Raw genomic sequence first — 13,967 nt, forward strand, 5'->3', positions numbered from 1 at the left:
GTCGAACCCTCGGCACACGTACCCGCAGCTCACGGCCATGGATGGTGACCGCCAAGAGCGCCTCGCGAGGGCCGCGCTCATGCGTGCAGCCGACGTCGGCGACCCCATGATGGGCCGGCTCGTACGCTGGCAGGGCCCCACCGCGGCCGCCGAAGCGATCCGCAGGGGCTCGCTACCTGAGGAGTTCGTCGTCAGGGAGAACATCCCAGAGCACGGCCCGAGCCGTATCGCCGAGCTGCATCGCCGGTTCCAGGCCTGGCGGGCGCGCCTCGAGATCGCCGACCCCGCTGCCGACCTCGAGACCGGGCATCGTGCGGGAGCACGCCTGGTCATCCCGGGTTCGGCAGAGTGGCCCACCCAGCTCGACGCCCTCGGCCACAGCAGGCCACTGGCCCTGTGGGTGCATGGGTCAGCCGACCTGCGCTTCTCCTGTCTACGTTCCGTGGGCGTGGTCGGTGCGCGGGCCGCCACCGCGTACGGCGTGCATATCGCGGCCGAGTTCGGCGTCGCGCTGAGCGAGGCCGGATGGGCCGTCGTCTCGGGCGGCGCCTACGGAATCGACGGCGCGGCCCATCGAGGAGCCCTCGTCGGCGACGCCCCGACCATCGCCGTCCTCGCCTGCGGTACCGACATCTGCTATCCGAGCGGCCACCACGAACTGTTCGCGGCGATCCGCGAACATGGCGCGGTGGTGAGCGAATGCCCTCCTGGTGTGCACCCGACACGGGCGCGCTTCCTCATCCGCAACCGCCTGATCGCGGCTCTGTCCAGGGGGACACTCGTCGTCGAGGCGGCGGTGCGCAGCGGTGCGCTCAACACGGCAGGACACGCCGTCTCCCTCGGGAGGCATCTGGCCGCGGTGCCAGGCCCGATCACCTCCGAGATGTCCATGGGTTGCCACAAGCTGATCCGCGACCGCAACGCCGTCTGCGTCACCACACCCGGAGAACTGATCGAGCTGGTCGGGCTGATCGGCGACGACATGGCTGTGCCCGCCCGCGGGCCCGTGGTGCCACGCGACTCGCTGAACGAGGCCACCCGCAGCGTCCTCGACGCCGTCCCCCTTCGTGGTGGTGCGGGACCCGCTTCCATCGCGGTGTCCGCCGGGGTCGACCTGACCACGGCGCTGAGTTGCCTGGGCGGCCTGGCGGCAGCCGGGTACGTGGAGCGCGTCCCCAAGGGCTGGAGACTCCGCAAGGACCAGCCGCAATGATCGTTCCTGCGGGGGCCGGAAGGTCGTCGATGTGCGAGCCGACCAGGTGGCGCCCTGCAGCCGTCATGCGCGGGGTGCTTGTCGATCACGATGACGCTGAGTCGATGGTGACGCCCTACCGCTGCTGAACGCAGATGCCAGAGACGCGGAAGCGGGGCAAGCAGGGCGATCGCATCCTGCTCACAGCGCCGTCTTGGAGTAGATGACGTGGACAGCGCAAGTCCGCGGATGGCCTGCGGCCTGGAGAGTAGGGCGATCGCATCCTGCTCACAGCGCGTCTCGGAGTCGGTGATGTGAACAGCGCAAAGTTCTGCGGATGGGCGGCCTGGAGAGCAGCGCGATCGCCGCTTGCTCGTTGGGCTTCTCGGTGCCGGCGACGGAGGGCAGCCCGGGTGTCGGAGATGAGGGAGCGCCGGAGGTGGGGGAGCGTCGGAGGTGGGGGAGCATGGCAAGCGCGACTGCAGCCTGGCGCAGGGCCTCCGGAGTCGGTTGCGCGGACGGCGCGTGCGCCGGACTTGGGGATGCCGGGCGAACAGCGCGATCGAAGCCTCCTCGAAGGAGCCGTCGGAGTCGGTGACCTGGACGTGATGGTCTCATGCTCCGGTCGTGCAGCCCGGTGAGCCCGTCGCGGCCTCGGACCCTTCGGACGATGTCCGGTGATGGATGGCTGAAAGTCCGAGCGCTGGTTATCCGTCGACTGGCCGGTGAAGGGAGATGATGGGTGGCAGTCGGGCGACCCGGAGGGTGGGCCCGGGCGCCACAGAGTCCACGTGAAGGAGGGCGGCGTGACGGACCCGGACGAGGCGCTGGCGGAGTTCGAGAAGCATCTGCGGTTCGAGCGGGACCTGTCGCCTCACACCGTGCGCGCCTACCTTTCCGACGTCACCGCCCTGCTCGCTCACCTGGACGAGGGGCTGGCCGGACTGGATACGGCGGCGTTGCGTGAGTGGCTGGCCGAGCAGCACGCCGCAGGGTTGTCGCGGGCGACTCTGGCGCGGCGTACGGCATGCATGCGGACCTTCACCGCCTTCGTTCATCGGCGGGGATGGCTGCCCGAGGACCCAGGTCTGCTTCTGGGCAGCGCGAAGGCGGCGCGCCCGCTGCCTGCCGTACTCGATCAGCAGCAGGCGCAGGCGGTGCTCGACGCGCCGCAGGCGAGCGAACCCAAGGAGTTGCGGGACCAGGCGGTCATGGAGCTGCTCTACGCGACCGGCGTCAGGGTGAGCGAGTTGTGCGCGCTGGACGTTGACGACGTCGACAGGGACCGCAACGTGATCCGCGTGTTGGGCAAGGGCCGGAAGGAAAGGTCGGTGCCGTTCGGGTTGCCCGCGCTGCGGGCGGTCGATCGATGGTGTGTGCACGGGCGGCCACGCTGGATCAAGGAGGGGACCGGGCCTGCGCTGTTCCTCGGCGTGAGGGGTGGGCGGCTGGACGCGGGCACAGTACGGCGGATCGTGCACGCGCGGCTGGGAAACGTCGAAGGGGTGCCGGACATGGGGCCGCACGGCTTGCGGCATACCGCGGCGACGCACCTGCTGGAGGGTGGGGCTGATCTGCGCAGTGTTCAGGAGATGCTGGGGCATGCATCGTTGAACACAACCCAGATCTACACGCATGTGTCGATCGAGCGGCTGCGGGCGGCCTACCGGCAGGCTCATCCTCGCGCGTGACGCGCCTGGCCTACTGGCAGGCTCATCTCCGCGCCTGACGCCTGGCTTACCGGCAGGCTCATCCTCGCGCCTGAGCCTGGCCCACCGGGGCAGCGGCCAGGGCCGAGTGGACTGGTCTTCTGGGGAAGATTCGCCTGGACCTGCGGCGGGTCACCTGACGGGGCGCGTGGTGGCCTGGGGAGTCCGCTGAAGAGGTGGCATGGCCCGGGGGTGTGGCCCGTTGGGCGATGGCTTGGTGGTCGGCGTGGTTGGAGTCATGGGGGAGGCAGGATCGCTCGCGGCTCTTGGGGTGGGGGCATCGCTGGTGTCTCCGGCCAGTGGGGGAGGAGGCGGATGGGCCCCCAGCCGAGCAGGAGCAGCGGGTCCAGGTAGCGGAAGCCGCGGCGGAGGCCCCAGTGAAGGCAGGACGCGATGCAGTGCCATGAGGTGGATTCGAGTACGCCGAGTTCGTCGCCCATGGAGATCGTCTGGCCGCGTCGCACTACGGCACGCACAGGCAGGTAGGTCGTTCGGAGGCCGCCCGGATGCTGGATGCTGACCACGCCGCGGCCTGCCAGGGGGCCTGCGTAGGTGACGGTGCCGGGGCCTGCGGCGAAGACCGTTGAGCCAGGGAGGGCGGCGAGGTCGATGCCGCGGTGACCGGCGCGCCACGGCTCAGGCGGAGGGTTGAAGCGGCGGATGATCACGGGCTGTCCGTCGAGGGGCCAACGCCAGGCGGGTGGGTCGGGGGTTTCGGGCGCGGGTGACGAGAGCGAAGCGGCTTGGGTTGGTTTTTGGGTGGTGGTCGTGGGTGGAGGGGGCGGGAGGGAGGCGGACGCAGGGTTCGGGGTCGGGTTTTGGGCGTTGGACGTGGGCGGAGGCGCTGGGAGGGAGGTGGTGGACGTGGGCGTAGGAGCTGGGGGCAAGACGGCGGCCACGGGTGAAGGGAGCGGGGGCAAGGCGGTGGCCGCGGGTGAAGGCGGCACGAGCAAAACGATGAGCGTCAGGGTCGCCATGAGGACGTTGCGGTGCCGCGATGGTGGACGTGGTGCTTGGCGTTCGGCGGGGTCGGTGGCCGTGTGCGGCGGGAGGAGAAGCACGCGGGCAACTGTCGTCGGCGGGACGGGTCGCACGGGGTGGTGAACACGGTTCTGTGGACGAAGCGGAAGTCTCAGCGGTTGGGCTGTGGAAAGGCAGTGCGGGCCAGGGCTGGTGCTTGGGTGGTGGTCGTGGGTGGAGGGGCCGGGAGGGAGGTGGACGCAGGGTCCGGGATTGGCCTTTGGGTGGGGCGTGGAAGGAAGCCGTGGCAGCGGGCGTTGGCTGGAAGCCTCAGCCGAGGGCGTGGAGGGGGAGCCTCAGTAGTGGGCTGTGGAGGGGGAGCCTCAGTAGTGGGCTGTGGAGGGGGAGCCTCAGCAGTGCGCTGTGGACGGGGAGCCTCGGTGGTGGGCGGTGGAAGGGAGCCTCGGTGGTGGGCTGAGGGAGGTCGACGATGGCGCAGGAGGTGATCCGGTGATCGAGGCGTTTGCCGAGGGGATGGTTCGGGACCTGGGGCTGCAGGCGGGTGTGGAGCTGCCTCGGGTGCGGGTCACCGATGACGGCTCGCGGCTGCCGTCGCCGTACCCGGTCGAGGTGGCCGCCGCCGTGTCCGTGGGAGCGGCGACGGCCGCGGCGGCGGCCATGCGGGGTCTGGACGCCGAGATCGATGTCCGGGAGGCGCTGGCCGCGTTCCTGGACGAGCGGCTCTTCACGATCGACGGGAAGTCGAAGAATCTGTGGTCGCCGTTCTCGGGTGACTACCGTACGGCGGACGGCTGGGTCAGGCTGCACTGCAACTTCGATCATCACCGCGATGCCGTGTTCGAGGCGCTCGGCACGGAGGAGATCGGCGCGGCGTGCGCGAGCCGTACCTCTTTGGAGATCGAAAGGGCTGTGACGGAGGCCGGAGGGTGCGCGGCGGCGTTGAAGACGCCGGAGGAGTGGCGGCGCGATCCCCGGTCGCGGGCGGTCGCGGGGCTGCCGCTGGTGCGGATGAGGAGAGTGGGGGAGGGGCCGGCTCGACGGAGGGAGACGCCGAGGGTCCTCGACCTCACCAGGGTGATCGCGGGGCCTGTGGCGACCAGGACGCTGGCGGCCTACGGGGCGGATGTGCTCAAGGTGGGCATGCCGGGGCTGCCCGAGGTGGACGGTCTGGTGATCAGTACGGCGTTCGGCAAGCGGTCGTGCCATCTCGACCCGGGCGATGGGGCGTTCGCACGGCTGGTCGAGCAGGCCGATGTGGTGGTGAGGGCGGTCAGGCCCGGGGCGCTCGGCGTCGTCGACGAGGTGGCGAGGAGGACTCCTGGCTTGATCGTCGTGGACATCACCGCGTATGGACCTGCCGGAGGGCGGGGGTTCGACAGCCTGGTGCAGATGGCGACGGGCCTCGCGTGGGGTGATCCGCCGAGACCGCTGCCCGCGCAGGTGCTCGACCACGCGACCGGGTATCTGGCCGCGTTCGGGGCGATGGCGGCGCTGCTCCGGCGACAGGAGGAGGGCGGGTCGTGGCGGGTGGAGCTGAGCCTGGCCAGGACCGCCCAGTGGCTCGCCGAGCTGAGCCAGACCGGGACGACGAGGCCGGAGGTGGAGCGGGGTGAGGCTGGGGCGGTGCCGGTGAGCGGCGGGGGCTCAGGACAGGCCGGGAGGGCGAGGCAGGGAGGCGAGCGGGGCGAGGCCGGGACGGCCGGTGAGCTGGAGCCGACCGCGAAGGCGCGGTTGGGGGATGAGCGCCGGGTCGGGACGGTGCCGCCGATCGGGGAGCCCGCGCAGGTCGCGGAGGAGCCGAAGCCGAGCGGGGAGAGCGCGAAGGGGGTCGATGTCTCGGGCCTCATGGGGGAGATGGACAGCGCCTTCGGCAGGCTCGGGTACGTGTTGCCGCCCGGACGGGTCGGAGGGTGGCGGCCCGGTTGGGGGACGGCGCCGCCGCGCCAGGGCGAGCACGCCCCCGAGTGGCTCACGTACCCGTCCTGATCTTGGTCAGTGAGAGCTCCCTCATCGCCGCGCTCAGCGCGGGATCGGGTGCAGGTGCGGGTGCGGGCCTGACACGGCGTGGGCGCATCGGGGAGGTCCAGATCCACAGGCCCGCGAGGGCGATCCCGCAGGCGCAGATGAGGATGACCGCCCGCAGGCCGACCACCTCGGCGAGCAGGCCGCCCGTGAGGCTGCCGAGGGCGAGCACCCCCTGGATGGCGAAGGTCATGGTGGCGTTGACGCGTCCCATCATCTCGGCGGGCGCCTCGCGCATGCAGACGACGTTCATGCAGGTGGCGAAGGAGGTGACGAGCGCCCCGATGAGCAGCCCCGACGCGGCCATGATGGGGACCTTGACCCAGAGCGGGCCGCTGACCAGTCCGACCACCAGCATGTCGACGGGGAAGAGCAGGATCGTGTAGGCCATGAGCCTGTCCTCGCCGAAGCGCTTGGCGAGCCTGGTGGCCGCCCACGCGCCGATCAGCCCGCCGACGCCGGAGATCGCGGTGAGCGCGCCGATCATGCCCTGCGGGATCCCCAGGACGTGGAGCATGTAGAGGATGGCGATGGCGATGTAGGCCATGGCGAAGAAGTTCAGCGTGATGCCCGCGCCGAGGATGGCGCGCAGCACGGGGTTGGTGACGCTGACGCGCAGCCCCTCGAGGACATCCCGCCACATGCCGCGTGACGCGCTCGGCTCGTGGTGCTCGGGGGTGCGGATGGAGCGCAGCATCAGCGCGGAGGCCAGGAACGACACCCCTTCCACCAGTACGGCCAGCGGCGCGGTGAGCGCCTGGACCAGCAACCCTGCGAGGCCAGGGCCGGCGATGGAGGCGACCGAGTAGGAGGCGTGGAAGCCGGCCATCGCCTCGGTCCGCTTCTCGGCGGGAACGACCACGGCCAGATGGGGGAAGTTGGCCGCCTTGAACACCACGCCCGCCGTACCGATGACGAGGGCGACGGCGATCAGCAGCGGCATGGTCAGCACGCCGGCGAACCAGGCGATGGGCACCGTGAACGCCGCGCAGGCGGCGACCAGCTCGCAGGCGATCATCAGCGGGCGGTGCCGCCTGAGCCGGTCGGCGAGCGCTCCGGCGTGCAGGCCGAACAGCAGCACGGGCACGGAGGCCATCGCGGTCAGGACGCCCATCTGCGCCGGCGTGGCGGCGAGAAGCGTGACCGCGGTGAGGGGGACGGCCAGCCTGGAGACCTCTGAGCCGGTGATGGAGATCGTCCTGGCCGACCACAGCAGACGGTAGTCGCGCTGCCTGCGGAGCGGAAGGGAGTCCTGAAGGGTTTGCTTCACAACTGTGAAAGTAATCCTTCAGATTTGTGAAGGCAACCCTTCAGGTATGTTCGTCATGTGATGCAGGAGGAACGGCGCCCGCCGCTGAGCGACCCCAAGGCGATGCGCGCGCTCGCGCATCCGGCCCGCCTGTCGATGCTCAACGAACTGATCATGCGCAGGACGGCGACCGCGACCACGCTCGCCGAGGTCGTCGGCGTCTCACCGAGCGCGGCCAGCTACCACCTGCGCATGCTGGAGAAGTACGGCTTCGTCCAGGACGCCCCGGCCAGTGGCGATGCCAGGGAGCGGATGTGGGCCATCGCACCGGGCGGCATCACCTTCGGCTACGAGAACGACGACGGGCACGGCATCCGCGAGGCCAAGCGGCTGCTCGTCGACTCGATCTGGGCGGACAAGGACAGCGAGGCCAGGCGGGCGCTGGAGGCGGCGCCCAGCGAGTCGGAGGAGTGGCGCGACGCAATGTCCTTCGGCCGCGCGCACCTGATGATCACCGCGGCGGAGCTGAAGGAACTACGCGAGCGGATCGAGGAGCTCGTGCGCCCCTACTCCACCTCGAGCAGGACCGACGCGCCGGAGGCCGCCCGGTATGCGGAGATGCACCTGTCGCTCTTCCCCAGGGCCGCCCGATCCACGCCGGGTCTGCCGACGGAGGACCACGACGCCGCGAGTGTGGCGGCGGAGGATCGCGCCGCACCGGGGGCTCGGCCGGAGGACCGCGACGCGCCTGGTGCGCCGGCGGGTGATCGCGGCGCGCCCGGTGCGCCGGCGGCGGATCGCGACGCGACTGGCGGGTGATCGCGGCGCGCCCGGCGGGTGATCGCGGCGCGCCCGGTGCGCCGGCGGCTGATCGCGGCGCGCCCGACGTTTCCCGCGGGAGGCTACGGCGCGCCCGACGTTTCCCGCGGGAGGCTACGGCGCGCCCGACGTTTCCCGCGGGAGGCTACGGCGCGCCCGACGTGTCCTCGGGAGGCCACGGCGCCCGACATGCCGTGGGGGCCATGGTGCGCCCCGCGTGCCGGCGGGGGCCGCGATGCGTGTTTCCCGCGGGAGGCCGCGGCGCCCGACATGCCATGAGGGCCGCGGTGCGCCCATGTGCCGGCGGGGGCCGCGGTGCGCCCCGCGTGCCGGCGGGGGTCGCGCTGCGCCGGGCGTGCGGGCAAAGGAGCGCGGCGCGTCGGGCGTGACCGGTGTGTCGGCGGAGGATCGTGATGCGGCGGGCACGTCGGCGGACGATCGCCCTGTGACGGGCCCGCAGGCGGAGAATCGCGAGGCGGGTTGACGTGCGCCGTCAGCCGGAGCGGTCAGGCCGGGCCTCCCTGCAAGGTATGCTTTTCGGTGGCCTGTCAGCGACAGGCCGACTTCGCATGCCCCGTCGCGAACCGTTCCTTCGGTCCGGGCGAGAGTCCGGCAGGAGCGGGTGCGGGGCATCAGGGCGGCAGGCCGTACGGCTGCCGCGCACAACCGAGAAACTGGAGGACCAGCACATGGCCCCCGTCGTCACCATGCGACAGCTCCTCGAGAGCGGCGTTCACTTCGGCCACCAGACCCGCAGGTGGAACCCGAAGATGAAGCGCTTCATCTTCACCGAGCGCAACGGCATCTACATCATCGACCTGCAGAAGTCGCTGTCGTTCATCGACCGCGCTTACGACTTCGTCAAGGAGACGGTCGCCCACGGCGGCACGATCCTGTTCATCGGCACGAAGAAGCAGGCTCAGGAGGCCATCGCCGAGCAGGCCGGCCGCGTCGGCATGCCGTATGTCAACCAGCGCTGGCTGGGTGGCATGCTCACCAACTTCTCCACCGTGCACAAGAGGCTCCAGCGTCTGAAGGAGCTCGAGGAGCTCGACTTCGACAACGTGGCCGCCTCGGGGCTCACCAAGAAGGAGCTCCTCATGCGCCGCCGCGAGAAGGAGAAGCTCGAGCGCACGCTCGGCGGCATCCGCGACATGGGCCGCGTGCCCAGCGCGGTGTGGATCGTCGACACCAAGAAGGAGCACATCGCGATCTCCGAGGCCAAGAAGCTCGGCATCCCGGTCGTCGCGATCCTCGACACCAACTGCGACCCTGACGAGGTCGACTACCCGATCCCCGGCAACGACGACGCCATCCGCGCCGTCGGCCTGCTGACCAGGGTCGTCGCCGACGGTGTCGCCGCCGGCCTCATGGCCCGCTCCGGCGCCGCCCGCGGCGACGAGAAGCCCGCCGCCGCCGAGCCGCTGGCCGAGTGGGAGCGCGAGCTCATCGAGCAGGGCGCCGGCGAGCAGAAGGTCGAGGAGGCCGCCGAGGTCGCTGAGGTCGCCGTCGAGGAGACCGCCGAGGTCGCGGCCGAGGCCGAGGCCGCTCCCGCCGAGGCCGCTCCCGCCGAGGCCGCTCCCGCCGAGGCGCAGGCCGGTGTCGAGGGCGAGACCGAGCAGGCCTAGGGGCTTGCGCTGGTACGGCTCGCGCCGGGCGCGCGAGCCGTACCTCACGCCGGTGGTCGCACCGGCACTGAGGCTTTCCGGGTCCACACCCGATCCACGACGACATCCCACGAGGAAAAGCACATGGCTTCCGTGAACATGGCCGACGTCAAGCGGCTTCGCGAGCTGACCGCCGCCGGCATGATGGACTGCAAGAAGGCGCTGGAGGAGTCCGAGGGCGACTTCGACCGCGCCGTCGAGATCCTGCGCCTCAAGGGCGCCAAGGACGTCGGCAAGCGCGAGGCTCGCACCGCCTCCAACGGCCTGGTCGCGCTCAAGCAGGACGGCGACTCCGCCGCCGCGCTGCTCGAGCTCAACTGCGAGACCGACTTCGTCGCCAAGGGTGAGCGCTTCCAGGAGCTGGCCGCCCAGGTCGTCGAGCACATCCTGGCCACCAAGCCCGGTGACGTCGACACCCTGCTCGCCTCCACCTTCGACGGCAAGTCCGTCAAGGAGCACCTCGACGAGGCCAACGCCGCGCTGGGCGAGAAGATCGAGATCCGCCGTTTCGCCGTGCTCGAGGGCGGCTACGTCGGCGCCTACATGCACAAGACCGACCCGCAGCTCCCGCCGGCCGTCGGTGTGCTCGTGCAGCTCGACAAGCCCAACGCCGAGGTCGCCAAGGACATCGCGCAGCACGCCGCCGCCATGGCGCCGAAGTACCTCAACGCCGAGGCCGTTCCCGCCGACGTCATCGAGAAGGAGCGCGCGCTCTTCGAGGAGATGACCCGCGAGGAGGGCAAGCCCGAGGCCGCGATCGCCAAGATCGTCGAGGGTCGCGTCAACGGCTGGTACAAGGACTTCACCCTGCTGCAGCAGGCCTTCGTGAAGGACAACAAGAAGTCGATCGCCAAGTACGCCGACGAGAACGGCGTCGAGGTCCTCGCCTTCGTCCGTTACAAGGTCGGCCAGGCTTAGTCTCGAGGTGGGAGGCGGGGTCGTCTCCCACCTCGACGACAGCTTTACTAGAACCACCACCCGAGGAGGCCGCCGCCGTGCAGGAGAATCAGGAGCCCGTCACGCCGGCGGCTTCGTCGTACAAGAGAGTCATGTTGAAGCTGTCCGGTGAGGCTTTCGCCGGCGGTGAGCCGATGGGCATCGACCCGGAGGTGGTCGGTCACGTGGCCGACTCGATCGCCGAGGCCGTCCGCGAGGGCGTGCAGGTGGCGGTCGTGGTCGGCGGCGGCAACATGTTCCGCGGCGCCGCCCTGTCCGCCGGCGGCCTCGACCGCGGCAGAGGCGACTACATGGGCATGCTGGGCACGGTCATCAACTGCCTGGCGCTCCAGGACTTCCTTGAGAAGCGCGGCATCGAGACCCGTGTCCAGACCGCGATCACCATGCAGCAGGTGGCCGAGCCGTTCCTGCCGCGCCGCGCCATCAGGCACCTCGAGAAGGGGCGCGTGGTCATCTTCGGCGCGGGGCTCGGCATCCCCTACTTCTCCACCGACACCTGCGCCGCCCAGCGCGCGCTGGAGGTCGGCGCGGAGGCGCTGCTCAAGGGCACTCAGGTGGACGGGGTCTACGACTCCGACCCGCGCAAGAACCCCGACGCGGTCCGTTTCGACCACCTCGACTACGCGGAGGTTCTCGTACGTGACCTCGCCGTCATGGACCAGACCGCGATCAGCCTGTGCAAGGAGAACGACCTGCCCATCGTGGTCTTCGACCTGATGGGCGAAGGCAACATCCTGCGCGCGGTGCGCGGTGAGAAGATCGGCACGCTGGTGAGTCCGGCAGGGAAATAGGGAGCGAGCCTGACGAAGCGCGCGAAGCGGTACCTGGCGCAGACTGATGGGACCGCGGAGCGAGCCAGGAAGGTGAGCGACCAATAGACAGGGAGCCGCTGTGATCGACGAAACCCTCCTCGAAGCCGAGGAAAAGATGGACAAGGCCGTTTCGGTCGCGAAGGAGGACTTCGCGGGCATCAGGACCGGCCGCGTCACCCCGTCGATGTTCAACAAGATCAACGCCGAGTACTACGGTTCGCCGACCCCGATCCAGCAGCTGGCCTCGTTCCATGTTCCCGAGGCCCGCATGGTCATCATCCAGCCCTACGACAAGGGCTCGATGGGGGCGATCGAGAAGGCGATTCGCGACTCCGACCTCGGTGTCAACCCCAGCAACGACGGCCAGGTGATCAGGGTGGCCTTCCCCGAGCTGTCGGAGGAGCGCCGCAAGGAGTACGTCAAGGTCGCGCGTAACAAGGGCGAGCACGCCAAGGTCTCCATCCGCAACATCCGCCGCTCCGCCAAGGAGACCCTTGACAAGATGATCAAGGATGGCGACGCCGGCGAGGACGAGGTCCGCCGCGCGGAGAAGGAGCTCGACGACCTGACCCAGAAGCACGTCGCCAAGATCGACGAGCTGCTCAAGCAGAAGGAAGCGGAGCTGCTCGAGGTCTGAGCGGTCGCATCCGCACGGCCCTCGCGTGATGCGGGGGCCGTGGCTGTATCAAGCGAAGCGTGCGCATCAGACGGCTCGGCGCGGTCTGACCGCCGAGTGGGAGAGTCAGTGGAAGAACGCACGCCGGGCAGCCGTACCGGCAGGAACCTGCCGGCCGCGATCGCGGTCGGCGCCGGTCTGGGCGCCCTGGTCCTCATCTCCCTGCTGACGATCAAGGAGATCTTCCTCCTGGTGGTCGCGGGGGCCGTGGGGGTGGGAGTGGCGGAGGTCGTCCATGCGCTGGGCACCCGCGGCATCAGGGTCCCGCTGATCCCCGTGCTCGTGGCGACTGCCGCGATGCAGGCGGGCGCGTACTGGGGCGGGGCCTCGTGGCTGCTCGGCATCTACGTCGTGTTCGTGTTCGCGCTGCTGCTGTGGCGCATGTTCGACGGCGAACAGGACGGCTACGTCCGTGACGCCACGGCGTCGGTGTTCGCGCTGGCCTACCCGCCGCTGCTGGCGGGGTTCGTGGCACTGCTGCTCGCCGAGCCGGGCGACGGCCACTACCGGGTGCTGATCTTCATCGCGGTCACGGTCAGCAGCGACATCGGCGGCTACTTCGCCGGGGTCCTGTTCGGCAGGCACAAGATGTCGATCATCAGCCCGAAGAAGACCTGGGAGGGCTTCGCCGGGTCGGTGATCGCCTGCACGGCCGTGGGCGCCTGGCTGGTGGCCTGGCTGATGGGCGGCCAGCTGTGGCAGGGCGCGCTGATCGGCGTGCTGGGAGCCGTCATGGCGACGCTGGGCGACCTGATCGAGTCGATGATCAAGCGGGATCTCGGCATCAAGGACATGGGGTCGGTGCTGCCGGGTCATGGCGGGCTGATGGACCGGCTCGACTCCCTGGTGGCGACGCTGATCCCGGTGTGGCTGCTGTTGTCGCTGTTCTTCTAGCCGCGTCACAGGGGCGGGGACCGGTCAGGCATTGTTCCAGGCTTCCAGCCAGAGCCAGCGGACGGCCTCGCCGCCGAACCCGAACCCCGATAAGTCAGGCATGTGAGGGGCTTCGGCCAGCATGATCACCCCGTCGTACTGGGCGCCGAGCGGGAACGTCGACGGCTCGTGGTACCACTTGGCGGTGTGCCCGTGACCCAGCCACGTCACCGAGTGCCACGGGTACTGCGCCAGCCACACCAGCAGGAGCGCCGCCTCGCGCGGATCGCCGTGCGTGGCGACGGCCAGCTCGATCCTGGCGTAGGCGCGGGGCCTGTCGATCCACTGCTCGACCGTGGGCATGCGCTGGCAGCTCATGCCGACCGTCGACAGCACAGTGAAGTCCCTGCCCGCGTACGGCGGGCGCTCGGTGATCCCCACCGTCGGGAGGCGTTCGCCGCTGGCGTCCCAGTATCGCCCCGAAGGCCCGACCGTCCGGTCGAGATGCCCCATGACGAACTGCTGGAAGGACGCCCACGAGCCCTCGCTGTGGCGCCACTGCCAGTAGGCACGGGCATGGGTGAGGCGCGGCTGCAGCCCTTCGAGCGCCTCGGACAGCGCCCAGGCGAACGGCGTCTCGCCGACGGCGTCGCGCGCGTAGCCCGGCATGCCCCTGCTCATGTCCGCCCAGCCAGGAATGACCGCGAGAAGCTCGTCGTTCTCATAGAGGGCGACACCGTCGCCCTCCTCGAACCACAACGTGGTCAACTGGCCGAGCGCGTGCCGTCCCTCGGGATGGCGGGTGTTCGGCCGTGGCATGACAGGCGGCGCGCCCGCGTTCAGTCTCGCCAGATCGACGACCTCGGGAGCGGGTGCGTGGTTGGCCAGCCAGACGGCTCCGTGCACCTCGCCGCCAGGGGAGCACAGGTAAGCTACCGACGCGGCTTCGTCGCGTTCGACCACCAGAGTGCGGCTCCCATAAGGGTTCCCATCGGTGAGGACGACCTCGG

General features: G+C 70.2%; 12 protein-coding genes. 9 read left to right on the top strand and 3 right to left on the bottom strand.

Features of this window, described 5'->3' with window-relative positions:
• The first annotated feature begins 79 nt into the window (after nt 1-79).
• Entirely contained in the window at nt 80-1,213 is a 1,134-nt protein-coding gene (gene dprA / locus ACFSKW_RS27680; protein ID WP_379575377.1) for a DNA-processing protein DprA, read from the top strand.
• 785 nt (nt 1,214-1,998) lie between these two features.
• A complete protein-coding gene (locus ACFSKW_RS27685; RefSeq protein ID WP_379575378.1) occupies nt 1,999-2,883 on the top strand; it encodes a tyrosine recombinase XerC in 885 nt (294 codons plus the stop codon).
• Nucleotides 2,884-3,137: 254 nt separating this feature from the next.
• On the opposite strand, the gene ACFSKW_RS27690 is transcribed toward ACFSKW_RS27685, so the two are convergent.
• Entirely contained in the window at nt 3,138-3,569 is a 432-nt protein-coding gene (locus tag ACFSKW_RS27690; RefSeq protein ID WP_379575379.1) for a M23 family metallopeptidase, read from the bottom strand.
• A gap of 802 nt (nt 3,570-4,371) precedes the next feature.
• Here ACFSKW_RS27690 and ACFSKW_RS27695 point away from each other — a divergent pair.
• A complete protein-coding gene (locus tag ACFSKW_RS27695; protein WP_379575380.1) occupies nt 4,372-5,868 on the top strand; it encodes a CoA transferase in 1,497 nt (498 codons plus the stop codon).
• On the opposite strand, the gene ACFSKW_RS27700 is transcribed toward ACFSKW_RS27695, so the two are convergent.
• The gene (locus ACFSKW_RS27700; protein ID WP_379575381.1) at nt 5,852-7,174 is read right to left on the bottom strand and encodes an MFS transporter; all 1,323 of its coding nucleotides are present in this window, start codon (nt 7,172-7,174) and stop codon (nt 5,852-5,854) included. The two genes, ACFSKW_RS27695 and ACFSKW_RS27700, sit on opposite strands and share 17 nt — an antisense overlap.
• Nucleotides 7,175-7,234: 60 nt before the next feature.
• Here ACFSKW_RS27700 and ACFSKW_RS27705 point away from each other — a divergent pair, with 60 nt between their 5' ends.
• From ACFSKW_RS27705 to ACFSKW_RS27730, 6 genes are all read left to right on the top strand, one after another.
• Nucleotides 7,235-7,972 carry an ArsR/SmtB family transcription factor gene (locus tag ACFSKW_RS27705; RefSeq protein WP_379575443.1) on the top strand — a complete coding sequence of 246 codons (738 nt, stop codon included), beginning with the start codon at nt 7,235-7,237 and terminating at the stop codon, nt 7,970-7,972.
• Nucleotides 7,973-8,661: 689 nt separating this feature from the next.
• Nucleotides 8,662-9,600: a 30S ribosomal protein S2 gene (gene rpsB / locus ACFSKW_RS27710; protein ID WP_379575382.1), complete on the top strand. Its 939-nt coding sequence runs from the start codon at nt 8,662-8,664 to the stop codon at nt 9,598-9,600.
• 123 nt (nt 9,601-9,723) lie between these two features.
• A complete protein-coding gene (gene tsf, locus ACFSKW_RS27715; protein ID WP_379575383.1) occupies nt 9,724-10,557 on the top strand; it encodes a translation elongation factor Ts in 834 nt (277 codons plus the stop codon).
• Nucleotides 10,558-10,688: 131 nt separating this feature from the next.
• The gene (gene pyrH / locus ACFSKW_RS27720) at nt 10,689-11,387 is read left to right on the top strand and encodes a UMP kinase (RefSeq protein WP_358140623.1); all 699 of its coding nucleotides are present in this window, start codon (nt 10,689-10,691) and stop codon (nt 11,385-11,387) included.
• Between the two features lie 100 nt (nt 11,388-11,487).
• Nucleotides 11,488-12,045 carry a ribosome recycling factor gene (frr, locus tag ACFSKW_RS27725; protein ID WP_379575384.1) on the top strand — a complete coding sequence of 186 codons (558 nt, stop codon included), beginning with the start codon at nt 11,488-11,490 and terminating at the stop codon, nt 12,043-12,045.
• Between the two features lie 108 nt (nt 12,046-12,153).
• Entirely contained in the window at nt 12,154-12,978 is an 825-nt protein-coding gene (locus ACFSKW_RS27730) for a phosphatidate cytidylyltransferase (protein WP_379575385.1), read from the top strand.
• Nucleotides 12,979-13,002: 24 nt separating this feature from the next.
• Here ACFSKW_RS27730 and ACFSKW_RS27735 read toward each other — a convergent pair whose 3' ends face one another.
• The gene (locus ACFSKW_RS27735) at nt 13,003-13,920 is read right to left on the bottom strand and encodes a suppressor of fused domain protein (RefSeq protein WP_379575386.1); all 918 of its coding nucleotides are present in this window, start codon (nt 13,918-13,920) and stop codon (nt 13,003-13,005) included.
• Between the last annotated feature and the right edge of the window lie 47 nt (nt 13,921-13,967).

The organism is Nonomuraea mangrovi (assembly GCF_042681425.1).
Taxonomy (GTDB): Bacteria; Actinomycetota; Actinomycetes; order Streptosporangiales; family Streptosporangiaceae; genus Nonomuraea; species Nonomuraea mangrovi.

Coding starts and splice junctions, on each gene's coding strand:
- rpsB (WP_379575382.1), top strand. CDS start 8,662: ATGGCCCCCGTCGTCACCATGCGACAGCTCCTCGAGAGCGGCGTTCAC.
- dprA (WP_379575377.1), top strand. CDS start 80: ATGCGTGCAGCCGACGTCGGCGACCCCATGATGGGCCGGCTCGTACGC.
- pyrH (WP_358140623.1), top strand. CDS start 10,689: ATGTTGAAGCTGTCCGGTGAGGCTTTCGCCGGCGGTGAGCCGATGGGC.
- tsf (WP_379575383.1), top strand. CDS start 9,724: ATGGCTTCCGTGAACATGGCCGACGTCAAGCGGCTTCGCGAGCTGACC.
- ACFSKW_RS27705 (WP_379575443.1), top strand. CDS start 7,235: ATGCAGGAGGAACGGCGCCCGCCGCTGAGCGACCCCAAGGCGATGCGC.